This window comes from Staphylococcus caeli, assembly GCF_051413795.1.
Lineage (GTDB): Bacteria > Bacillota > Bacilli > Staphylococcales > Staphylococcaceae > Staphylococcus > Staphylococcus caeli_A.
The window spans coordinates 172,381-194,891 of sequence record NZ_JBOIRQ010000001.1 but is presented as its reverse complement, the minus strand read 5'-3'; the positions used below and the strand labels follow the sequence as shown (position 1 = coordinate 194,891).

Below are 22,511 nucleotides of genomic sequence, written 5' to 3'. Positions count from 1 at the left end.
TTTAGTAAACAACCTGTCCATATGATTCTAATGGCGCGTCTCTATATAATTTTTCAATATTATAATAATCTCTTTCATCTTTATGAAATACATGTACGACTACATTTGCCAAATCAATAAGAATCCATCTCGCTTCATTAAAGCCTTCCATTCGTTTAACTTCAATATCCGCTTCATTAGCTGCATCTTTTACTGCACGTGCAATAGACTGAACTTGTTTTTCATTATTACCGTGGCAAACCACAAAGTAATCTGTCATATCGCTAATTCCTTGCATTTTTAAAGAAATAATATCTTCTGCTTTTTTATTCTCAGTTGCTTCTACAGCTAAATTTAATAATTGATCTGATTTCATTTAATCATCCTTTACTCTTTCGTCACTATAATTGTAATAATTCAAGCATGCAATCGTCGCGTCATAAACATTAATATCTTTATTAATTAAATATAGTACAGTTCGCTTAGATATTTCGTAAATGGTTTTATCTAAGCTACCTTGATTGTATGCTAAATCTCTAATTTCTTCAACGCCTGGGGTCTGACGACCAGGTTCAATATAATCTGCGATAAGTACAAGTTTCTCAGTTTTTGTCATATGTGCGCGGCCAGTTGTGTGATTTTTAATAGCCAATAAAACTTCTTCATCATCGACACCATAATGTTCCTTCATAATGACTGCACATACGGGACCATGTAAAATTTCAGATCCATAACTTAATAAATTGCTATCTAATTCATGTTTTGTCACAATTTGGTACATTTTTCCTAAATCATCATACTTAGAATAATCATGTAAAATACCAGCGAGTTCAGCCTTCGATTTATCACCATCATAAATTTCAGCTAATTTAACCGCTGTCTCTGCAACACGCATAGAGTGATCAAATCTTTTTTTAGGTAACTTTTCTTTAACTAATTCAATCGCTTGATTAATGTTCATATAATCCTTCCTCTCGGATATATTGTTCAACGTTTGGTGAAACAAGAACTTGAATATTCTCACCGTTTTTCACTCTATTTCTAATTAAAGTTGAACTTATATCAATACGTGGAATTGTTATTGCTATCATATCTGATTCTACTTCTTGTATCGCTTTATCCCTATTCACAATAACAAATGTAATAAGTGATTTTAATTGCGTAATCTTATACCATCTATCGAGTTGGTCATATTGGTCTGTGCCGATAACAAAATATATTTTTGAATCGGGATATTGTTCCAATAGGCGCATGACCGTATCATAGGTGTAACTTTGACCTTGTCGTTCAATTTCATCTAAATAGATTGAACCAAATCCCAAGTCTTTAATCGCATATTCAATCATTTTAATTCTATATGAAGCTTCTAAATAATCATTATGCGCTTTTAAGGGCGACATGAAACTTGGTATAAAATAAAATATATCTGGCTTAATATAGTGATAAACTTCACTAGCGACTGCCATGTGGGCTGTATGAATCGGGTTGAACTGCCCACCATATAATACAATTGAATGCGACATTATGGTAATTGAATTTGCTTGTTGTCTTGTGATTCTTTATAGAGCACAATCATTGACCCGATTACTTGTACGATGTCACTATTTGTTGCTTCGCTAAGTGTTTGAGCTAAGTCATTCTTATCTTCAGAGTTATTTTGTAAAACATGAATTTTAATTAGCTCTCTATTTTCTAATATATCAACTAATTGCGCTACCATATTATCATTTATACCTGCTTTACCTATTTGAAATGTTGGGTCAACATTATGGGCTTTACTACGTAAAAAACGTTTTTGTTTACCTGTTAACATAATTAATCTCCTTTATAAATGTTTTAATACTGCATCTTTCATAATTTGAATGTCCGGCATTGTATCCGTCCATATTTTAAAGCTTTCTGCGCCTTGATAAACAAACATATCTAAACCATTATGAATTGAGTTGCCATTCGCTTCAGCCTTTTTTAAAATTGGTGTTTTAAAAGGAACATAAACAATATCGCTCACAAGTGTATGAACATCTAATTGTTCTAAGTTGATCACAATATCTCTATTTTGATTCATACCAGCTGGTGTAGTATTAATCACAATATCAAATGATGCCAGGTTTGCTTCTGCTTCATCTAGGCTAATCTTATGGACATCCATTGACCAGTGATCAAATCGTTGCATAGACCTATTTGCTATAGTTAACTTAGAATCAACAAATTTTGAAAGTTCATTTGCGATGCCTTTACTTGCACCGCCTGCACCTAAAATTAAAATCGAAGCATTTTTCAAATCAGGATATACTTGTTTTAGACCTGATACATAGCCAATACCATCTGTATTATAGCCAATCCATTTACCATTCTCTATTTTCACAGTATTAACCGCGCCTACCGTTTTTGATTGTTCATCTATTTCATCTAAAAACGGTATAATACTTTCTTTATGTGGTATTGTCACATTAAATCCAGAAAGTGATTTATCACTAATGATTTCCTTAATTAAATGTAAGTGATGTTCAGGAATATCTATTGCTTCATAACTTGAATCTTGTTTCAAAGCTGTGAAGTTAGCGTTATGCATAACTGGCGATAAAGAATGGTCAATCGGATGACCAATCACTGCATATTTCAAAATAACCCCGCCTTACATAATTGAATTTCTTAAAACTACATCTACATTTTTTGGAACACGGACAATCACTTTTGCCCCTTCATCAATCGTTATAAAACCGAGGCCAGATATCATTACATCTCGTTTTTCTTTGCCAGTTTCTAAACGTACTGCTTTTACGTTTTGCAAATCAAAATGTTCAGGATTATTAGGTGGAGATAAAACGTCTCCTAATTGATTACGCCATAAATCATTCGCATTTTCTGTTTTTGTACGATGAATATTAAGCTCATTTGAAAAATAACATACTAACGGACGTTTACCACCACTGACATAATCTATACGTGCTAAGCCACCAAAAAATAGAGTTTGACCTTCATTTAGTTGATATATACGTTGTTTCACTTCTTTTTTCGGCATTATAGTTTTTAGTTCTTTTTCAGTAACGTAATGTGTCATTTGATGTTCTTGGATGACACCTGGAGTATCAAACATAAATGACGTATCATCTAATGGAATATCAATCATATCTAATGTCGTACCTGGGAATCTAGAAGTTGTAACTACATCTTTCTCTCCAACACTACGTTCAATTAATTTATTAATCAATGTAGATTTCCCAACATTTGTTGTTCCTACAATATAAACGTCATCATTATTTCTTAATGACTCTATTGAATGTAATAAATCATCAATACCCTCATTTTTTTCTGCAGAAATTAAAACCACTTCTTCAGCTTCTAAACCATATTTACGTGCCGTTTTTTTCAGCCATTCTTTAACACGACGTTTATTAATTTGCTTGGGCAATAAATCAAGTTTATTTGCTACTAAAATAATTTGTTTATTCCCAACAATGCGTTTGATTGCATTAATAAAAGATCCTTCAAAATCAAAAACATCAACAACGTTCACAACAATGCCTTTTTTATCAGCAAGACCATTCAATAAGTTTAAAAAGTCTTCACTATCTAAGCCAACATCTTGTACTTCATTGTAATTTTTCAATCTGAAACAACGTTTACAAATAACATCTTCTCTATATAAATTACTTTCCGGAACATAGCCCGGCGCATTGGTATCTTCAGATTGTAATGGTGCACCACAACCGATACATTTTAAAATTTCAGTATCTGCCAATCAGTTTTCCTCCCATGTAATATAACCTTTTTTTCTAAAGTGTTGTAATAATCTACGTTCAATAAGTCGATTAAATTTCGTTATAAATCCGTCTGTTTTCTTAACTGGTACAACCATTATAGTAAATAAGCCACGTCTGTTACCACCAAATACATCTGTTAACATTTGGTCACCAATTACCACGATTTCTTCTGGCTTTAATCTCATTAAAACAGATGCTTGTTTAAAAGCACGGCCTCTTGGTTTTTTCGCCTTAAATATATAATCAACTTTTAAAGATTTTGAAAAACTACCGACACGTTGCTCATTGTTATTTGAAACAATAGTCACTTTGATGCCAGCTTCTTTTGCTTTTTCAAACCATGCTCTTACTGCTTCAGTTGGATCAGCAACATCCCAACCAACAAGTGTATTATCCAAATCTGTAATAATGCCTTTCACACCAGATGCAGCAAGTTTTTCAATATCTATTTGAAAAATCGATTGCACATATTCATTTGGCATAAAATATTTCTTAATCATACCCATTTTATTTTCACCTTTTTATATAGATTTAATTAAACGCTCAACAATTTCACTTGAAGAAATTGCTGCTTTTTCTAAAAATGCATCAAATGTAATATCAGCATCTCCATCTGCTAAATCTGAAATCGCTCTTGTAATGATAAACGGTAAGTTAAATTGATAACAAGTTTGTGCGATTGCAGTCGCTTCCATTTCTGCAGCCATTGCCTGCGGGAAATTTGTCTTTATAGTAGAACGCTGTTCAGCAGTACCAATAAAACTATCACCACTTACAATTAGCCCTGTTTTTGCTACTAACTTTTGTTTATTAATCGCTTCTTTGGCAAGTCCAATTAATTGTTTATCTGCCACGAATTGCGCAGGCATTTGCGGTATTTGACCTAATTGATAGCCAAATGCACGAGCATCTGCATCATGATAAGCAACCATATCACTTATAACGACATCACCTACATTTAAAGATGTATCAAGCGCACCAGCGGATCCTGTATTAATAATTAATGTTGGATTGAATCGTTGGATTAATAATGTAGTTGATATAGCAACATTCACTTTACCAATCCCACTTTGGGTTACAATGACCTCTTTGTCATGTAAAAAACCTTTATAAAATTTGACATGTGCAATATTAATTTCTTCTAATTCTACAATTTTATCTTTTAAGATTGCTACTTCTTCTTCCATAGCACCAATAATACCTATCACTATCATTCACCTCATCTTAAAATCCTAGCCTTTGTTATTCTACCACATTTAGTGGTATACCTCGATCATTGTTCGCCGATTTTATTTAAAATTGAAAATGACGAACTTTTTAAAATTCACTTATTTCATAAAATATAATAAAAACCTGAAAGCAACGTTATAATACGTTACCTTCAGGTTTTATTTAGTCATGTTTTAACTTCCAAATAATTCCGTTAATCCTTGAAGTGAGAAGATTCCTGTCACGATTGTTACTATGACAGCTACGATGCCGAATACGAGCATCCAAGTCGGGTGTTTATAATCACCCACAATTGATTTTCGTTTACTTGCAATCAATATTGTACCTAAAGTAATAGGCAAAATTAATCCATTTAGCGCACCTGCTACTATTAACAGTGTAACTGGTTTGCCTAAGAATAAGAAAACAATCGTCGAAATAACGATGAAACTTATAACAATAATATTTGTTTTATTATAAAAAGTCTTATGCAACGTCTTCATGAACGTAGCACTTGTGTATGCCGAACCAATTACAGATGACATCGCTGCTGCAAACAGTACGACACCAAATATATTACGTCCTACTGGACCAAGTACATGTTCAAATACTGACGCAGGTGGGTTTTCTGAATTTAATGTAACTCCTGTTACAACAACACCGAGTACTGCTAAAAATAGTAAAGTACGTAAAACACCTGTTGTTAAAATACCAGAAACAGCTGCTCTATTTACAAACGGTAAATATTCTTTACCTTTTATACCAGAATCCAATATTCTATGTGCACCTGCAAAAGTAATATAACCACCAACTGTACCACCAACCAATGTAATAATAGGTAATACGAGTGCTAGTGGTTGCTCAGGCATTACTAAATGCTGTGCAGCATCTGCATATGGTGGATTCGCTTTAAACATGACAAATGCAATTACAATAATCATCAATAAACCTAAGAACATAGTTACAACATCCATGATTTTTTGACCACTTTTACTAATAAAGATACCAATTGATAATACCGCTGTAATAGCAGCACCAATTCTAACATCTAAACCAAATATTGCATTTAAACCAAGTCCAGCTCCAGCAATATTACCAATATTGAATGCAAAGCCACCAATTGCTATTAATATTGAAATAACGGTCCCGAGACCAGGCAAGATTTCATTAGAAACCTCCTGACCGCGTTTACCAGTAACAACAAGTACACGCCAAATGTTAATTTGTGCACCTATATCTATTAATATAGATAGTAATATTGCAAATGCAAAGCTTGATGCAAACTGTGCCGTAAATACAGCAGTTTGTGTCAAGAATGCTGGTCCTATGGCTGATGTAGCCATTAAAAATACAGAACCTAATAATAACCTCTTATGATTTTTTGTAAACTTAAAATCATTCTCTTCTAACTTCGACTTCCCTTGCATTGAATTAGCCCCCTAGCCTTGAAATTGAAACGCCTTCTTTCATTAATCTTTCTTTAATTTTAGATACAAAATTTAGAGCGTGTTCACCATCTCCATGAACACAAATAGTATCTGCTTGAATTTCTATCGTGTTATTATTTTTTGTAATAACCTTTTGAAATTTAACCATATTCACAACTTGATCAATCGCTTCGTTAGTATCAGTGATTAGTGCATCACTTTCTTTTCTGCTAACTAACTGGCCGTCATCTTCATAACGTCTGTCTGCGAATACCTCTGATGCAGTAGTTAATCCAACGCTTTGAGCTTCAGTAATTAAAAAAGTATTAGATAGCCCTATGTATATAATTTCAGGGTCGAAATCATAAACTGCTTGTGCTATCGCATTTGCGATGTCTTTATCTCTAGCACCCATCTGATATAATGCACCATGTGGTTTAACATGGTTGATTTTGACATTATGAATTTGACAAAAACCATTAAGCGCACCAAGTTGATAAACCACAATATCATAAATTTCTGTTGTTGAAAAGTCCATATTTCTACGACCAAATCCTTGTAGATCTGGAAGTCCTGGATGTGCACCAATACCAACATTATTTTCTTTAGCAAGTTGTATTGTTTTATTCATGACAGATTGGTCTCCGGCATGAAATCCACATGCAATATTTGCTGAAGTAATAAGTGGTATAATTTTTTCATCTCCGCCAAATGAATAATTTCCAAATGCTTCACCTAAATCACAATTTAAATCTACTTTCACTTAAGCGTCCTCCTTAATTATTTGATGTCTGTCTAAAAATTTAATATCGACTTTGCTAGCATCACCATTTGCATACTCAGGATATGATAATACTGCATATAAAAAGTCGGCCGTAGTTGTAAAACCATCAATGACCATTTCGTCTAACGCAACTTTTAATTTTTTAATTGCAAGCGCTCTTGAAGATGATTTGACAATTACTTTGGCTACAAGTGAATCATAGTTTGGTGAAACTTGATACCCTGAATATAGAAGACTATCTACACGTATATTAAACCCTTGGGGTAAGTGTAAATGTTCCACCTTACCAGGTGATGGCTGAAAGTGCTTTTCAGGATTTTCAGCATTAATTCTAGCTTCTATCACGTGTCCATCAAAAATAATATCTTCTTGAGAAAATGGAAGTTCACCGTGTTCCATTAAATATAGTTGTGCTTGTAGTAAATCACGATTTGCTCTCATTTCTGTAACAGTATGTTCAACTTGAATACGTGCATTCATCTCAATAAAATAATATGCATCATCAGTAACAAGATACTCAATTGTTCCAGCACTACGATAATTAGAAGCACGTGCTACTTTGACGGCATCATTACACATCTGCTCACGCATACTTTCTGAAATAGCCGCACACGGTGATTCTTCAATGAGTTTTTGATTTTTTCTTTGAACTGAACAATCCCTCTCACCTAAATGAATATAATTATTCTGACCATCACCTAATACTTGTACTTCAACATGTTTTGCTACAGGTATAAATGCTTCGACATATATACGGTCATCATCAAAATATTTTTTCCCTTCGCTTTTGGCCTCTTTGTATGCTTTTTCAAGCATATCTTCTGTTTTGACAATGCGAATCCCTTTGCCGCCACCACCACTTGCTGCTTTTAATACAAGTGGATATTCAATTTCTTCGGCTATTGCTTTCACTTCTTCAATAGATTCAACAGCTTTCGTTGATCCTGGTATAATCGGTACACCTGCCTTATCAACGGTTTGACGCGCTGTGATTTTATCACCCATCATTTCCATTGTTCGATATGTAGGACCTATAAAATGAATACCATTTTCTTCAACATTTTGTGCAAAAGAAGCACTTTCTGATAAGAAGCCATAACCTGGATGAATGGCATTAACCTGTGTGATTTTGGCAGCACTAATAATACGTGCTTGATTTAAGTAGCTGTCAAGTGGATTAGCTTCACCAATACAAATAGCTTGGTCTGCTAAACTCACGTGCAAACTATCTTCATCTCCTAATGCATAAATCGCTACTGTTTCAATCTCCATCTCTCTACAAGCTCGTATAATTCTTACAGCTATTTCTCCTCTGTTTGCAATTAGACAACGATACAACGCAAACACCCCTTTCTCTAATTACTTTACATTGACAATGACTTGATTATATTCAACATTTGTTCCATGTTGTACTAATATTTCTTCAACCACTCCAGAAACATCACTTGTGACTTCATTCATGACTTTCATAGCCTCAATGTAACCTATGACATCCCCTTTATTAACTTCGTCTCCAACTTCGATTACAGGGTTTGTTAATTCCTTTTCATCTTGTAAGAAAAATGTACCAACCATTGGTGATTTGATTTCTTGATATTGACTTTGTGTATCTGCACTTTTTTGTTCCGCACTATTATTTGAATCATTATTATTTGATTGTTGCGTTGTGCCGTATATTGGTTGTTGACTTACAGCACCCTCAGTAAAATCTAATTCTATTTCGTTTTCAAAATCTTTGAATTTGAATTTTTTCACATCATTTTCTTTTACAAGTTTGATAAGTTTTTCTATTTTTTCATAATTCATTACAATTCTCCTTTTAGTAATTTATTTAAACGTGTAGACGTATTTCTCATTTGTGCTAGATCGTAAACAGGTGTTTTTAATAACTGTTCTTGCTTTTCTACAAACAACCGTTCTTTTTCTTTGAGTCTTTCAGTTGCTTGTTCTACGCTTATCCATTGAAAATTGATAGTTTCACTAGGTTTTTTCTGTGCAAGTATATCTAAATCAGCTAAACACACCGTCGCTATTTTTGTATAACCACCAACAGTTTGTTTATCATTTAATAATATAATCGGATTGCCATCATCTGGAACTTGTATACTACCTAATGCAACCGGTTCTGAAATGATATCGGCTGATTCCTCAGGGGCAATATCGGGACCTTGTAAACGGTATCCCATTCGGTCTGATTTTTCTGAAATTTTAAAAGTAGTTGAAGTCAATTTTTCTTTTGCTTCATCTGAAAAACAATCAATTTGAGGACCTTCTATAACGTGTACTGTATCTGACACTGAGACTTGTGAATTACTACTTATACCTATATGTTGTGCAAAGCTATCTGAAATCTTAGTTTGTATAATATCTCCAGATTTTAGGGCACGCCCTTGATAACCACCTATGTTGCTATGCGTGTGTGTAGAATAACTATTTGCCACTAAAGGTATATCTAGTGGCTTACCAAATGTAATATATGCTCTCGCTCCATCTGTAGCTGAATTTAATGCTAAGATATCTCCACGCTTTACTGCAATAACAGTTTGGTGTTTAACTGGCTTTTCATTTAATAACGCATCAAAATGTGCGCCTGTTACCACAAAAGTATTATCAGCTAAAAATTGAATTGTTGGTCCAAACATCGTACATTCGATAGCTGGCCCCTCATTATTTATAAGCGTTTGCGCAAGTCTAAATGCATATATATCAAGTGCTCCAGCTGTGGAGAATCCCTGAGCTTGATATCCTATTCTACCTTCATCTTGAATCGTACTAAATAATCCTGGATTTAAAATTTTAATACTCATTTTCTATTTTCACCCATTTCTCAATATCAAAATGTTGATCTTGTTGTTCATGCTCTATTTGCTTAAATGTTTGTTGGTCTATAGCATAAAACTTAATATAATCACCAGGTGAATATAAACTCATAGGTGCTCGTTGTGCATCGAATACATGGATTGGTGTTTGACCAATGATTTGCCAGCCACCTGGAGAAGCTTTTGGATACAGACCAGTTTGATTATTTGCTATACCAACTGATCCAGCAGGTATACGTGTTCTTGGCTCTTTTCTTCTCGGTGTATGCAATCGATCATCAAGTCCACCTAAAAATGGAAAACCAGGCATAAAACCTAACATATAAATTAAATATGACTTTTGACTATGTATATTCACAACTTCATCGATAGATAATTGATGATACGTAGCTACGGTTTCAATATCTTCACCATAGTCACCACCATAGCAGACAGGTAAGTGAATTGTCTTAGTAGTTTGATTGGTTTGAGCATCTGCATCAACATAAAAATCATCTAATTTTAATTCTAAAATGACTTGTTGTGGATTACCATGAGAAAGATCAATATTTAACATAAGCGCACGATAAGACGGTATCATTTCAATAATTGCTGGATGATGTTGTTCTAATATGTATTTTTCAATCTGTTGTACTTTATTAAACGTTATTGGATTTATTTGTGCATCAAAATAAATCATTATTGTTTGTTCATTTATTATCTTATATTCCAAAACGTTCCCCCCTTGTAAACAATTACAATTTATTATAATTTCAAACTAAATTGCGTGCTCAACATTTGTATTATATCATTCATATTAAAAGTCTGTTTAATAGCAAATAATTATCACTTTTAATAATAAAACCAAAATTTGTCAAAAAATAATAATTTATTATATTAGGATTACAAATAAAATTTCCCACTGCTTAAAGATAACATTATTCTATATGTAAATTTAAGCTTAAAATATTTTAAACCCCCAAAATAACTATATAAGTATTTTGGGGGTTTATTCTACTAATTATTTGATATTGACAATTTTGACGTTAATTTCTCCACCATTTGGTAGAGAGACACGTACTTCGTCATCTAATTTTTTACCAATTAAGCTCTTAGCCATTGGTGATTCATTAGAAATTTTACCTTTAAAAGCATCAGATTCTGCTGAACCAACGATTTGATATTCTTCTTCTTCGTCACCAGGTAATTCTACGATTGTTACAGTTTTACCTAATTGTACTTCATTATTGTCACCTGTATCTTCGATGATAAGGGCATTACGTAGCATATGTTCTACGCGTTGGATATCTTGTTCTATGAAGCCTTGCTCATCTTTTGCTGCATCGTACTCAGAGTTCTCTGATAAGTCACCGAATGAACGTGCAACTTTAATTTTTTCAACTACTTCTGGTCTTTTGACCGTTTTCAACTCTTCTAGTTCTTTTTCTAATTTATCGTAACCTTCTTGAGTCATTGGATATTGTTTTTGATTTTCCATTATGTCATCTTCCTTTACCTATACAGTCTATTGTTTACTTACTAAAGTTTGAATCTTTGTAGTCATGATGTCAATTGCAACTTTATTGCTACCACCTTCGGGTATAATAATGTCCGCATATCTTTTAGTAGGTTCAATGAATTGGTTATGCATTGGACGCACTACATTTAAATATTGATTTATTACTGATTCCATTGTACGACCGCGTTCTTCTGTATCTCTTAACAGTCGTCTTAAGATACGTAAATCAGCATCAGTATCAACATAAATTTTTACATCCATTAAATCACGTAACGTTTTATTTTCAAGAGCGAATATGCCTTCTACGATAATAACATCTTTTGGCTCAAATGCAATCGTTTCCTTACTTCGTGTATGATTTGTATAATCATACGTCGGCACTTCAACCTGTTTACCATTTCGTAAATCATTCAGATTTTCAATTAATAAATCATTATCAAATGCAAATGGATGGTCATAATTCGTTTCTAAACGTTCATCAAACGTTAAATGTGATTGGTCTTTATAATAATAGTCTTGAGCCAATAGTGCAACACTATGACCTTCTAAATTCTTCATTATTTCATTTGTAACTGATGTTTTACCAGAGCCTGATCCGCCTGCTATGCCTATAATAGTTGTGCTTTTCATTATCCAATTTCCTTTCGCATCATATTATTTTTATAAATTGGACGATCGACCTTTAATTGCACAATTTGTAATGGATGTCGTGCAGCATCAAGTTCATTACCTTCTTCGTCATAAATTGTATGAACTACTTGTCTGAAAGTATCTATTTCAGGACCAAAAAATTCAATTTCTTGACCTGGTTCAAATTTATTACGTTGTTGAATTGTAGCAATGTTTGTCTCTTCATCATAATCTAATACAAGTCCACAAAAATCATAATCTGAGTTTTTCTTATTTTGCTGGCCAAACATTTGCTCTTCATAACCTGGTGTTCCTTCGAAAAATGCTGAAGCAGTATCTCTGTTTGCACATTTATCTAATTCAATTAACCACTCAGGTTTAATTTTAAAATGTTCTGGATCTGCAGCATAATCATCAATAACTTTTCTATAAACAGATACAACGGTTGCAATGTAATGAATTGACTTCATTCGGCCTTCTATTTTCAATGAGTCTACACCGATATCCATCATGTTAGGAATGGATTCAATCAGTTTTAAATCTTTTGGACTCATTGCAAAAGGAGCCACCTCATTATCAGCATAAAATAAATCTAATTCGCCTTCATCGTCGACTTCTAACAAATCGTAATCCCAACGACAACTTTGACAACAACCACCTCTGTTAGAGTCACGTGCAGTCATGTGATTACTTAATGTACATCTTCCAGAATATGCAATGCACATCGCACCATGAATGAAAGCTTCAATCTCAATATCAACCTTTTCTTTCATTTCTTTCATTTCCATTGCACCTGTTTCTCGTGCTAATACTACTCTATCCAAACCTTCTTCTTTCCAATATTCAACGGCTTTATAATTAGAAAGTGATTGTTGCGTCGATAAATGTATCTCTAGTTGTGGAGCTACTTGCTTACAGGTTTCTATAATCAACGGATCTGCAACGATGATACCAGTTGCACCAGCAGTCGCTAAATCACGTAGATAATCTTCCAAACCATCCATATTTTCATCATGTGCAATAATATTCGTTGTAATATAAATTTTCGCACCATATCTGTTGGCAAATTCAACGCCTTCTTTGATTTCAGCCATAGTAAAGTTATCAGCATTTGATCTTAAGCCATAAGCCTGGCCTCCTAAGAAGACAGCGTCTGCACCATAATGTACAGCAATTTTTAGTTTTTCTAAATTCCCAGCAGGCGCTAGAAGTTCAGGTTTCTTTATTTTAGGTGTATGTTGTGTATTTATTACTTCTAAAATTTTCACTGTTTCTCCTCCATCAATATACTGTTTGTTTAAATAAAAAGCCTTCGTCAAACGGACGGTGCTCTGGTTGTATCTCTTCTATTGGATCTACTAGCATAAATTTTTCATCATCATACGCTTCAGGATCTTCATTATATAAATCAATCGCTTCACGGTACTGTTCTGTACATACATTGATATAATCCTCAGTTTGCAAGACACCATCGATTTTAAGTGCATCAATGCCTACCTCTAATAATGAATCCAATTCTTCAATTAAACAAATGTCATTAGGTGACATAATATGCGTACCATTATAGTCTTCATAGACTGGGTATTTATTGTCCCGCTCTTCATCGTATAATAATAATTCGTTAGCTTCTTTATTTCTTTCAATCTTCATTTGACGCTCTTGGAAGGTATAATAATTACCTAAGAGCATACGTTTTGATTGGAACATACATGTCATGCCGTGTACTTGTACTTCAATTTCAACATCAGCATGTTTCTTTATATTAATAATTTCTTCTAAGCTCAGCTCTCTAGCCAATTGTGCACGTTGAGCACCTTTTTTACCCCAGTAGTTACATTGAAAATAATTAGTAACTAACGCTTCAGCATCCCAATTTAATGGAATAGGATGCGTTTGACCTTTCACAAACATAACGACAGCTGGATCTCCGAAAATAATACGGTCAACTTCTATTTCATGTAAAAATTTTATATATGCTTCAAGAGCATTTAAATGATAATTATGAAAAATGCCATTCACAGCGGCGTATGCCTTTTTGCCATTGCGATGAATCAATTCAACAGCTTGTTGCATTGCTTGTTTATCAAATTCTCCGGCAAGTCTTAGTCCAAATCTTTGCTCACCTATAACAAATGCATCTGCACCTTTTTCAATTAATGTCTCTATATGAGCAACAGATTTCGGTGTTACTAATAATTCTGTCATTATGATTCTCCTTTAATTGAAATTGCTAAACCATCATCCATATTCAAAAAATTAGTTGTATACGCTTGATTGTTCATTAACCATTCATTATACTCAATAACTTTTTTAACCATCTGACGCACATTTCGTGTTCGAACAACGGATATATCAGAAACAAATCCGTGATATAACACATTATCAGTAATTACTAATCCACCAACTTTTAATAACGGTGTATACAGTTCAAAAAACTTTTTAGATTGTGCTTTGGCAGCATCAATAAATATCATATCATAGGTACGATCACTAACTTTTGAAAATTGTTCTAAAGCATCACCCTGTAACATTCTAATTTGTGAAGTATAACCATATTGTTTGAAATGTTCTAATGCTTTTTGTTGCATTTCTGAATCACGTTCAATTGTCGTGACATGTATATCACTTGCTACTGATGCAAATTGCATGGCACTATAGCCAATCGCAGTACCAATTTCTAGTATATTCAACGGTTTATGTAACCGAATCAATTGTTTAATCATATCTAATGTCAATCTGTCTACAATCGGTACTTGATGCTCTTCCGCATATGTTCTCAAACTTTCAATATCATTGTCTCTCTGTTTGTGTAAATTCAATAAATAGGACTCGTTGTTTTCCATTTTCAGAACTTCCTTTATTGTAAAATGATACCTTTAATTTAAACAATAAAATAAATCAGCCACTTATGACTGATTGTGTTTTATTTATCACTGTTCATGTTAGACACATGTGTTTTGTTTAAATCTATGTATATATAACTTATTTTCAAATAAGCGTACGTTTAAATTTAACTTTATATATTTTACCATAAACACATTGATAATATAAGTATAATTTATTGCTTTATCTATAGTCATATTGAAATGATCTACTGTACTTCACTTTGAATACAATTCATTATTAATACAAAAAGCCACAAGCATCATATTACATGCCTGTGGCTTTCGTATACTCATATTTGAGAATGTTGAAAAACAAATAACACCTTTGCTCAAATTCCATGTGCTAATTATTCGTGGTCGTGATCATCCATTTCAGTGTTTACCACTTCTTCAATCATGTCCCATTCTTCATCAGTTTCAACTGGTAAAAACTTACCACCCTCACCGTTTTCGTCAGGTTCATTAATCATTGGAACTAATTCAATTAAATCATCGTCATCTGATTCTGCGCCTTCTTCTGCAAGAATCACATACTCTTTTTTAAATTCAGGATGGAAAAATTCTAATACTTTACGATATAGGACTTCATTTCCTTCTTCATCGTATAAAGTTAATAATTCCTCTTCATTGTTAATTTCTAATTCAGAATTGTGATTGTGTTCTGTCATTATTAAACGCTCCTTTTTATTGTAAAGAATCTAAATAGCCTTGTAAGATAAACACGGCAGCCATTTTATCAATGACTTTTTTGCGTTTCTCTCGGGAAACATCCGCTTCAAGCAATGAACGCTCGGCAGCCATAGTACTTAAACGTTCATCCCACATGATTATTTCTAAAGATGGCAATGATTCTTGTAGTTGCTCCTTGTATTGTAACGAAGCTTCACCTCTAAAGCCAATAGAATTGTTCATATTTTTAGGTAAACCAATAACTACTGTCCCTACATTTTCTTTTTTTATGATTTTAACGAGTTGATCAATGCCTAAGTCATTGTTTTCTTCGTCTATACGGAGTGTGTCTAATCCTTGGGCTGTCCAACCCATAAGATCACTAATTGCAATGCCTACAGTTTTACTACCTACATCTAGTCCAATGATTTTATGCTTTAACATAAATTAATTAGATTTCTCTTGCAAATAACTAGAAACTAACTCTTCCATGATATCATCTCGATCAATGCGACGAATTTGATTTCTAGCTTCATTATTACGTGGAATATAAGCCGGATCACCAGATAATAAATAACCAACGATTTGATTGACTGGATTATAGCCTCTTTCCGCTAACGTATTATAGACATTTTGTAGTACTGTTTTGACATCTTCTTTTGGAATTTCATCATAATTAAATTTCATTGTTTTATCAAAATTTTCCATGTTTAACACTCCTTAGTATGCAAGTAAAAACGTTCTTGATTATATTCTACCTTAGTTTGATCAGAAGTTATAGAGATTTAATGTAATCTTTAATGAAACGTAATGATTCTGTTATGTTCTCAGGTTCAGTACCGCCACCTTGTGCCATATCAGGTCTACCGCCGCCTTTACCGCCAACGATTGGTGCCATATTTTTAATGATGTCACCAGCTTTCACTTTATCTGTCATTGCTTTTGGAACTGTAGCAACTAATGCCACTTTACCATCTACCTCACTAATGAGTACAATAATCGCATCTTGCAATTTGGACTTAAAGTCATCCATTGTTTCACGAATTGCTTTTGCATTGGGAACTTCTACTTCTGTAGCAAGTACTTTCAGACCGTTGATTTCCTCAACTTGGTCAGTAATGTCACCCATTTTCAATGCTGTAACTTCTTTATTTTTTTGTTCTAATTGTTTAGCAAGTTCTTTTTCATCTACTTGCATTTGTATAACTTTTTCTAATACTTGATCATCTGTTTTCACTTTAACTTGAGATTTTACTGCATTAAATTGTGATTGTATTGTTTCAAGATATAAGAATGCTGATTTACCTGTTAAGGCTTCGATACGACGTACACCTGCACCGGTACCTGATTCACTTACTATTTTAAATAGGCCAATCTCGGACGTATTATTTACATGGATTCCACCACATAACTCTATAGAGTATGGTGCCATGTTTACAACTCTGACAACATCGCCATATTTTTCGCCAAATAACGCCATTGCACCAAGTTGTTTCGCTTCTGCAATCGGCATTTCTTGAATATCTACTTCAATACTATTCCAAATTTCTTCATTTACTCTACGTTCTACCTGTTCAATTTCATCTTCCGTCATTGGTCCGAAATGTGAAAAGTCAAATCTTAAACGATCTGCTTCGACGAGTGAACCTGCTTGGTTAACATGGTCGCCTAATACTTCTTTTAATGCGGCATGTAATAAATGTGTCGCACTATGATTTTTCTTAATTGAACGACGCTCTTTATGGTTAACACTTGCTGAAACCTCTGCACCAGTTGTTACAGTACCAAATTGTACTTCACCTTTGTGAAGATTTTGACCATTTGGTGCTTTCGTTACTTCGGTTACAGCAATTTCAAAATTTTCATTACTAATTGTACCTTGGTCAGCTACTTGACCACCACTTACTGCATAAAAAGGTGTTTCTTTAAGTACAAAATAAATCGTATCTCCGGCTTCTGCACTTTCAACGATTTCACCATGCTGAATCATATCTGTAATCGTAGATACTTTATCCATTACATCATAACCAACAAATGTACTTTCCGTCGTGATATTTTTTAATACTTCACTTTGAATTTGCATAGATTGTGAATTTTGTCTAGCTTGTCTTGCTCTATCGCGTTGTTGTTGCATTTCTTGTTCAAATGTATTCATGTCTACTGATAAATTCTCTTGCATTGCAATTTCTTCTGTTAATTCAATTGGAAAACCATACGTGTCATATAATTTAAATGCATCTTTACCACTAATTTCTTGTGTTGTTGATTTCGCTTGAGCAACTAGATTATTTAAAATTGTTAAACCTTCTTCCAAAGTTTCATGGAAACGTTCTTCTTCTGATTTTATAACACGTTTAATAAAGTCAGCTTTATCTTTTACATTTGGGTAATAAGGTTCCATAATTTCTGCTACAATATCCACTAATTGATACATGAATGGTTCATTAATATCAAGAGATTGACTAAATCTTACTGCACGACGAAGTAAACGACGTAATACATATCCTCTACCTTCATTTGCAGGTAACGCACCATCAGCAATCGCGAATGCAATTGTACGAATATGGTCAGCAATTACTTTGAAAGCAACATCGTAGTTGTCATTTTCTAAATATGTTTTACCTGATACACGTTCTACTTCATGAATGATTGGCATAAACAAATCTGTTTCGTAATTTGTACGTACATTTTGAGCGATTGATGCCATTCTTTCCAATCCCATACCTGTATCAATATTTTTATTTGGTAATGGCGTGTAAGTATGATCCTTATTATGATTAAATTCACTAAACACAAGGTTCCATACTTCTAAATAACGTTCATTTTCTCCACCTGGATACATTTCTTCAGCGGGATCGTTTGCACCAAATGCGTCGCCTCTATCATAAAATATTTCTGTATTTGGTCCTGATGGTCCTTCACCTATATCCCAGAAATTACCTTCGATACGAATAATTCTGCTTTCTTCTAAGCCAATTTCTTCATTCCAAATACGATATGCTTCAACATCTTCTGGGTGAATTGTCACATATAATAATTTAGGGTCCATCGCCATCCATTTTTCACTTGTTAAAAATTCCCATGCAAATACAATAGCCTCTTTTTTAAAATAATCTCCTATTGAGAAATTACCCAACATTTCAAAAAATGTGTGATGACGCGCTGTAAAACCAACATTTTCAATATCATTTGTACGAATGGCTTTCTGAGAATTTACAATACGTGGCTTTTTCGGTGTTTCTCTACCATCAAAATATTTTTTTAGCGTTGCTACACCAGAATTAATCCATAATAATGAATCATCATCAATCGGCACAAGTGGTGCTGACGGTTCAACCATGTGTCCCTTTTCTACAAAATAATCAATAAAGTTTTGTCTAATTTCACTTGCTTTTAAGTTTTTCATACTTAAAATCCCTCCATCTCAGCTCAATTAAATTGGTGAGTTAATAAAAATTAAATAAAAAAACGCCCATCCTCATAAAAGGGACGAACGTTTCGCGGTACCACCCTAGTTATAAGTATTAGTAAACTGATACAAACTATGCTGCTAGCTTTGAATGCAAACAGTTAGGTTGCTTTAAATTTACTAATGTACACTTATCACTCAATTAGTTATTATGCATCCTGACATAAAGTAGCGTTCAACTATACTTACTGTACTTTGCACCAACCAGTACATCTCTTTATGGTTCATATAGTTTACTCATCTTTATGCGAAGTTAATTATATTGTATTTATTTTCGTTGATAATGTCAATCTTCAACAAAGTCATATGGCGTTATTTGTCCCATATTAATCATAGGATTTATGTGGTAAATGTTCGCTTCAGTTAATATCATATCGGAATCAAACATTTCATCAACACTTTCACTATCCGACAGTTGCGTATCTTCATTAGTAAAATAAGCTTTTAAGAAGGTGCATAGTTGCGTCATCCTTGCTTGCCCATGTGTCTTTAATCCTATGTCAAAAGCTTGTGGATCTCCTAAAAATACGAGAGATTGCTTGGCACGCGTTAATCCAGTATATAAGATAGGCTTCTGTAACATTCTAAAATACTGCTTAACCATTGGCATGATGACAATTGGGAATTCAGAACCTTGTGATTTATGAATAGAAGTACAATACGCATGCGTTAACTCAAGTAAATCTTGACGCATAAAAGTGATTTCATTACCTTCGAAATCAACGACCAATACATCTTTATTTAAGGCGTTTTCTTTAGCCCAAAAAATTCCTACGATAACACCAATATCACCATTAAAAATGTTGTCACTTGGTCTATTTACGAGCTGTAATACTTTATCACCTTTTCTAAAAACAACATCGCCAAACTCTATTTCTCTCGTGTCTTTTTCCTTAGGATTCAAAATATCTTGTAATACAGTATTTAACTTTTTGATACCAGCTGAACCTTTGTACATCGGTGCTAAGACTTGAATATCACTCATGTCATACCCCTTCTTAACAGCACTAGACACCACTTTTTCCACAACAGTTGGTATTTGATCCGTCGTGCAATTGATAAAATTACGGTCATGAAAACGTTGTGTGATATCTATAGGTTCGCCTAGTTTCATTCTATGTGCTAATTCAATAATACTAGATCCATCTTGCTGTCTATAGACTTCAGTCAAATTCACTCTTGGAATCACTTTAGAATCTATTAAATCTTTAAACACCTGTCCTGGGCCAACAGATGGTAATTGATCTTCATCACCAACTAAAATAATTTGCGCATCAATAGGAACAGCACTTAAAAACTGATGAAATAACCATGTATCTACCATAGACATTTCATCTATAATTATAAGCTTTGCCGAAATTTCATTTTCTAATATATCTTCTGGTTGTGTATCTTGGTTCCAGCCTATCAGACGGTGAATCGTCATAGCTTCTAGTCCTGTAGATTCAGCCAAGCGTTTTGACGCTCTTCCAGTAGGTGCACCTAATACGACTGGATAATCATCATTTTGATAATCATCATAATCTAGTGATAAACCGTGAATTTCTGCATATAGTTCAACTATGCCTTTAATTACAGTCGTTTTTCCAGTACCTGGTCCACCTGTGAGTAACATGATTTTAGAATTGATAGCAGTTTGTAGCGCATCTTTTTGAGAATTAGCGTATGTTACTTGATTACGATTTTCGATTTCTCCTATTTCCATCAACAAATCAGATTGCTCTATTTCTTTTAGTTTATTCGTATATGAATAATTACGATAAAGGTTTTGAACACTTTTTAATTCTGAATAATAAAGACTAGGTATGGCTACTTCATATTCTTGACGGATTAATTTCGTATCGCTCACGAGTTCATTGATTACACCTTCTAGTTGATGTTGCTCAATTACTTCATTGGGAGGTTGTGATAACATATCTTGTGTCATTTCTAACACTTGATTTGTTGGTAAATACGTATGCCCCTGCTTTATACATTCTTCCTCAAGTACATAGAGAATCCCTGCTTTTAATCTTTCCGGATCATTAAAATGAATACCGACATTGCGTGCTAAGGTGTCCGCTTTATTAAAGCCAATACCTTTAACATCATAGACAAGTTGATACGGCTTATGTTCAACAATATTTAACGTTTCTCCTAAATATGCTTGATAAATAGCCATCGCCAACTTTGGCCCAAACCCCAAGTCATGTAAACGTATGATGATTTGTTCTGTCTCTTGATTGCTAGCGATTTGTTCTGCTATTTGTTTTTGTTTCTTTTTAGGTAAGCTTGGCACTTTCTCTAACACGCTAGAATCGTTTAATATATCATTAATCGCATTTTCACCTAGTTTATTAACAATACTTTGTGCTGTTTTTTTACCAATGCCTTTGAATAAATCACTGGATAAATAACTTATGATTGCTTCTTTTGTTTGTGGCAGCTCTTTTTCAAATGTTTCAGCTTTTAATTGCTTGCCATACTTGGCGTGTGTAACCACTTGACCTTTGAATGTATATACATCACCTTCAGCAATCTCTGGGAAGAACCCTACAATTGTTGGCATTGAATCAAATGATTCGTTAGATTCAATCAAATCAACTTTTAAAACCGTATAAAAATTGTCTTTATTTTGAAATAAAATGGCATCAACGGTTCCTTTAATCATTGAATTATTAAATAATGTAGGGTCTTCCATAGGTTATTCCTCCTCTGCGATGGCTTTAAAAGTCTTAATTGCGTGATGACTCATCATATGTTCTGGATTTACTTTAACTGCTTCTTCAAAATATGCTAAAGCTTGCTCTGTATCTTCGGTTTGCATATAAGATGCTAGACCTAAATTATAAAGTGCATCTGCATGTTTTTTATCTATATCTAAAACATGTTGTAGTTGTTGTATCGCTTGTTCGAACATTTCTAAATGACATAATACTAAACCATATTGAAATTGAACCTCGACATCTTGGCGTTGATCTTGTTCTGCTGCAGTCATTAAAAATGGTAATGCTTCTTTAAAAGCTTCTAATTGATTGAATGACATACCAATCATATAATTTGTATCTACAGTATCAACATTAAACTTCAATGCTTGTTGATATAGTTTAATTGCCTCTTTAAATCGTCCTTCATTATAATAGACATTGGCTAAATTATAATAAATTGCACCATTTTCTGGCGCTAATGTTATGGCACGTTGAAAGAATTTTTCAGCTTTTTCAACTTCACCTGCTTCGGCTAATAGTATACCTGCATTTATGTAATTCTCTACTTCTTTTGGATTTGCTTCAATATTTTCGAAAAGCGCCTTCAATGCCGCTTCAAAATTACCTTGTTTAATTAAATTATATATTTGTTCTTGATTCAAAATTAACCCTCATTTCTGACTACTAATTA

The 22,511-nt window shown here is 33.6% G+C and carries 25 protein-coding genes; all 25 read right to left on the bottom strand.

Annotation, left to right across the window (positions count from 1 at the left end; genetic code table 11):
* Window position 1 precedes the first annotated feature (1 nt).
* A complete protein-coding gene (gene rsfS, locus ACSULM_RS00915) occupies window positions 2-355 on the bottom strand; it encodes a ribosome silencing factor (protein ID WP_436854010.1) in 354 nt (117 codons plus the stop codon).
* Window positions 356-940 (bottom strand): bis(5'-nucleosyl)-tetraphosphatase (symmetrical) YqeK, encoded by a 585-nt coding sequence (yqeK, locus tag ACSULM_RS00910; protein ID WP_436859866.1) that lies wholly within the window; start codon window positions 938-940, stop codon window positions 356-358.
* On the bottom strand, window positions 930-1,502 hold the full coding sequence (gene nadD, locus ACSULM_RS00905; protein WP_436859865.1) for a nicotinate (nicotinamide) nucleotide adenylyltransferase: 573 nt from the start codon (window positions 1,500-1,502) through the stop codon (window positions 930-932). The genes yqeK and nadD overlap by 11 nt, the downstream gene beginning before the upstream one ends.
* Window positions 1,502-1,792, bottom strand: a complete 291-nt coding sequence (gene yhbY, locus ACSULM_RS00900) for a ribosome assembly RNA-binding protein YhbY (protein WP_436859864.1) — start codon at window positions 1,790-1,792, stop codon at window positions 1,502-1,504. Before yhbY ends, nadD begins: the two co-directional genes overlap by 1 nt.
* Before the next feature lie 12 nt (window positions 1,793-1,804).
* On the bottom strand, window positions 1,805-2,602 hold the full coding sequence (aroE, locus tag ACSULM_RS00895; RefSeq protein WP_436859863.1) for a shikimate dehydrogenase: 798 nt from the start codon (window positions 2,600-2,602) through the stop codon (window positions 1,805-1,807).
* 12 nt (window positions 2,603-2,614) lie between these two features.
* On the bottom strand, window positions 2,615-3,721 hold the full coding sequence (gene yqeH / locus ACSULM_RS00890) for a ribosome biogenesis GTPase YqeH (protein WP_436859862.1): 1,107 nt from the start codon (window positions 3,719-3,721) through the stop codon (window positions 2,615-2,617).
* On the bottom strand, window positions 3,722-4,249 hold the full coding sequence (locus tag ACSULM_RS00885) for a YqeG family HAD IIIA-type phosphatase (protein ID WP_436859861.1): 528 nt from the start codon (window positions 4,247-4,249) through the stop codon (window positions 3,722-3,724). It abuts the gene before it with no gap.
* Window positions 4,250-4,264: 15 nt separating this feature from the next.
* Window positions 4,265-4,951, bottom strand: coding sequence for a 5'-methylthioadenosine/adenosylhomocysteine nucleosidase (locus tag ACSULM_RS00880; protein ID WP_436859860.1), 687 nt, complete (start codon window positions 4,949-4,951; stop codon window positions 4,265-4,267).
* A 195-nt stretch (window positions 4,952-5,146) separates the two neighbouring features.
* Window positions 5,147-6,379, bottom strand: a complete 1,233-nt coding sequence (locus ACSULM_RS00875; protein ID WP_436854017.1) for an NRAMP family divalent metal transporter — start codon at window positions 6,377-6,379, stop codon at window positions 5,147-5,149.
* A 4-nt stretch (window positions 6,380-6,383) separates the two neighbouring features.
* The gene (pxpA, locus tag ACSULM_RS00870; protein ID WP_436854018.1) at window positions 6,384-7,142 is read right to left on the bottom strand and encodes a 5-oxoprolinase subunit PxpA; all 759 of its coding nucleotides are present in this window, start codon (window positions 7,140-7,142) and stop codon (window positions 6,384-6,386) included.
* Window positions 7,143-8,501 (bottom strand): acetyl-CoA carboxylase biotin carboxylase subunit, encoded by a 1,359-nt coding sequence (locus ACSULM_RS00865; RefSeq protein ID WP_436859859.1) that lies wholly within the window; start codon window positions 8,499-8,501, stop codon window positions 7,143-7,145.
* A gap of 21 nt (window positions 8,502-8,522) precedes the next feature.
* On the bottom strand, window positions 8,523-8,969 hold the full coding sequence (locus ACSULM_RS00860) for an acetyl-CoA carboxylase biotin carboxyl carrier protein (protein ID WP_436859858.1): 447 nt from the start codon (window positions 8,967-8,969) through the stop codon (window positions 8,523-8,525).
* Window positions 8,969-9,970: a biotin-dependent carboxyltransferase family protein gene (locus tag ACSULM_RS00855; protein ID WP_436859857.1), complete on the bottom strand. Its 1,002-nt coding sequence runs from the start codon at window positions 9,968-9,970 to the stop codon at window positions 8,969-8,971. The genes ACSULM_RS00860 and ACSULM_RS00855 overlap by 1 nt, the downstream gene beginning before the upstream one ends.
* Complete coding sequence (pxpB, locus tag ACSULM_RS00850; RefSeq protein WP_436859856.1) at window positions 9,960-10,694, bottom strand: 5-oxoprolinase subunit PxpB; 735 nt, start codon at window positions 10,692-10,694, stop codon at window positions 9,960-9,962. Before pxpB ends, ACSULM_RS00855 begins: the two co-directional genes overlap by 11 nt.
* A gap of 288 nt (window positions 10,695-10,982) precedes the next feature.
* Window positions 10,983-11,459 (bottom strand): transcription elongation factor GreA, encoded by a 477-nt coding sequence (greA, locus tag ACSULM_RS00845; RefSeq protein WP_436859855.1) that lies wholly within the window; start codon window positions 11,457-11,459, stop codon window positions 10,983-10,985.
* 27 nt (window positions 11,460-11,486) lie between these two features.
* Complete coding sequence (gene udk / locus ACSULM_RS00840; RefSeq protein ID WP_069996464.1) at window positions 11,487-12,110, bottom strand: uridine kinase; 624 nt, start codon at window positions 12,108-12,110, stop codon at window positions 11,487-11,489.
* Complete coding sequence (locus ACSULM_RS00835; protein WP_436859854.1) at window positions 12,110-13,378, bottom strand: peptidase U32 family protein; 1,269 nt, start codon at window positions 13,376-13,378, stop codon at window positions 12,110-12,112. The genes udk and ACSULM_RS00835 overlap by 1 nt, the downstream gene beginning before the upstream one ends.
* Before the next feature lie 13 nt (window positions 13,379-13,391).
* Window positions 13,392-14,315 carry a peptidase U32 family protein gene (locus tag ACSULM_RS00830; RefSeq protein WP_436859853.1) on the bottom strand — a complete coding sequence of 308 codons (924 nt, stop codon included), beginning with the start codon at window positions 14,313-14,315 and terminating at the stop codon, window positions 13,392-13,394.
* Window positions 14,315-14,953, bottom strand: coding sequence for an O-methyltransferase (locus ACSULM_RS00825; RefSeq protein ID WP_436859852.1), 639 nt, complete (start codon window positions 14,951-14,953; stop codon window positions 14,315-14,317). The genes ACSULM_RS00830 and ACSULM_RS00825 overlap by 1 nt, the downstream gene beginning before the upstream one ends.
* 389 nt (window positions 14,954-15,342) lie before the next feature.
* Window positions 15,343-15,663, bottom strand: coding sequence for a DUF1292 domain-containing protein (locus ACSULM_RS00820; RefSeq protein ID WP_069996460.1), 321 nt, complete (start codon window positions 15,661-15,663; stop codon window positions 15,343-15,345).
* A 16-nt stretch (window positions 15,664-15,679) separates the two neighbouring features.
* Window positions 15,680-16,108 (bottom strand): Holliday junction resolvase RuvX, encoded by a 429-nt coding sequence (gene ruvX / locus ACSULM_RS00815; RefSeq protein WP_436854029.1) that lies wholly within the window; start codon window positions 16,106-16,108, stop codon window positions 15,680-15,682.
* Between the two features lie 3 nt (window positions 16,109-16,111).
* Window positions 16,112-16,372, bottom strand: a complete 261-nt coding sequence (locus ACSULM_RS00810) for an IreB family regulatory phosphoprotein (RefSeq protein WP_436854030.1) — start codon at window positions 16,370-16,372, stop codon at window positions 16,112-16,114.
* Between the two features lie 67 nt (window positions 16,373-16,439).
* Window positions 16,440-19,070, bottom strand: coding sequence for an alanine--tRNA ligase (gene alaS / locus ACSULM_RS00805; RefSeq protein ID WP_436859851.1), 2,631 nt, complete (start codon window positions 19,068-19,070; stop codon window positions 16,440-16,442).
* 349 nt (window positions 19,071-19,419) lie between these two features.
* Window positions 19,420-21,813: an SF1B family DNA helicase RecD2 gene (gene recD2, locus ACSULM_RS00800; RefSeq protein ID WP_436859850.1), complete on the bottom strand. Its 2,394-nt coding sequence runs from the start codon at window positions 21,811-21,813 to the stop codon at window positions 19,420-19,422.
* A 3-nt stretch (window positions 21,814-21,816) separates the two neighbouring features.
* A complete protein-coding gene (locus ACSULM_RS00795; RefSeq protein ID WP_436859849.1) occupies window positions 21,817-22,482 on the bottom strand; it encodes a tetratricopeptide repeat protein in 666 nt (221 codons plus the stop codon).
* Window positions 22,483-22,511: the final 29 nt, after the last annotated feature.

What these genes read in the sequence shown, in the direction of transcription:
- ACSULM_RS00830 (WP_436859853.1), bottom strand. Translation starts at nt 14,315, where the DNA reads ATGACAGAATTATTAGTAACACCGAAATCTGTTGCTCATATAGAGACA.
- ACSULM_RS00875 (WP_436854017.1), bottom strand. Translation starts at nt 6,379, where the DNA reads ATGCAAGGGAAGTCGAAGTTAGAAGAGAATGATTTTAAGTTTACAAAA.
- ACSULM_RS00825 (WP_436859852.1), bottom strand. Translation starts at nt 14,953, where the DNA reads ATGGAAAACAACGAGTCCTATTTATTGAATTTACACAAACAGAGAGAC.
- udk (WP_069996464.1), bottom strand. Translation starts at nt 12,110, where the DNA reads ATGAAAAGCACAACTATTATAGGCATAGCAGGCGGATCAGGCTCTGGT.
- ruvX (WP_436854029.1), bottom strand. Translation starts at nt 16,108, where the DNA reads ATGTTAAAGCATAAAATCATTGGACTAGATGTAGGTAGTAAAACTGTA.
- nadD (WP_436859865.1), bottom strand. Translation starts at nt 1,502, where the DNA reads ATGTCGCATTCAATTGTATTATATGGTGGGCAGTTCAACCCGATTCAT.
- ACSULM_RS00810 (WP_436854030.1), bottom strand. Translation starts at nt 16,372, where the DNA reads ATGGAAAATTTTGATAAAACAATGAAATTTAATTATGATGAAATTCCA.
- ACSULM_RS00885 (WP_436859861.1), bottom strand. Translation starts at nt 4,249, where the DNA reads ATGGGTATGATTAAGAAATATTTTATGCCAAATGAATATGTGCAATCG.
- recD2 (WP_436859850.1), bottom strand. Translation starts at nt 21,813, where the DNA reads ATGGAAGACCCTACATTATTTAATAATTCAATGATTAAAGGAACCGTT.
- alaS (WP_436859851.1), bottom strand. Translation starts at nt 19,070, where the DNA reads ATGAAAAACTTAAAAGCAAGTGAAATTAGACAAAACTTTATTGATTAT.
- yhbY (WP_436859864.1), bottom strand. Translation starts at nt 1,792, where the DNA reads ATGTTAACAGGTAAACAAAAACGTTTTTTACGTAGTAAAGCCCATAAT.
- ACSULM_RS00855 (WP_436859857.1), bottom strand. Translation starts at nt 9,970, where the DNA reads ATGAGTATTAAAATTTTAAATCCAGGATTATTTAGTACGATTCAAGAT.
- greA (WP_436859855.1), bottom strand. Translation starts at nt 11,459, where the DNA reads ATGGAAAATCAAAAACAATATCCAATGACTCAAGAAGGTTACGATAAA.
- rsfS (WP_436854010.1), bottom strand. Translation starts at nt 355, where the DNA reads ATGAAATCAGATCAATTATTAAATTTAGCTGTAGAAGCAACTGAGAAT.
- yqeK (WP_436859866.1), bottom strand. Translation starts at nt 940, where the DNA reads ATGAACATTAATCAAGCGATTGAATTAGTTAAAGAAAAGTTACCTAAA.
- ACSULM_RS00860 (WP_436859858.1), bottom strand. Translation starts at nt 8,969, where the DNA reads ATGAATTATGAAAAAATAGAAAAACTTATCAAACTTGTAAAAGAAAAT.
- ACSULM_RS00820 (WP_069996460.1), bottom strand. Translation starts at nt 15,663, where the DNA reads ATGACAGAACACAATCACAATTCTGAATTAGAAATTAACAATGAAGAG.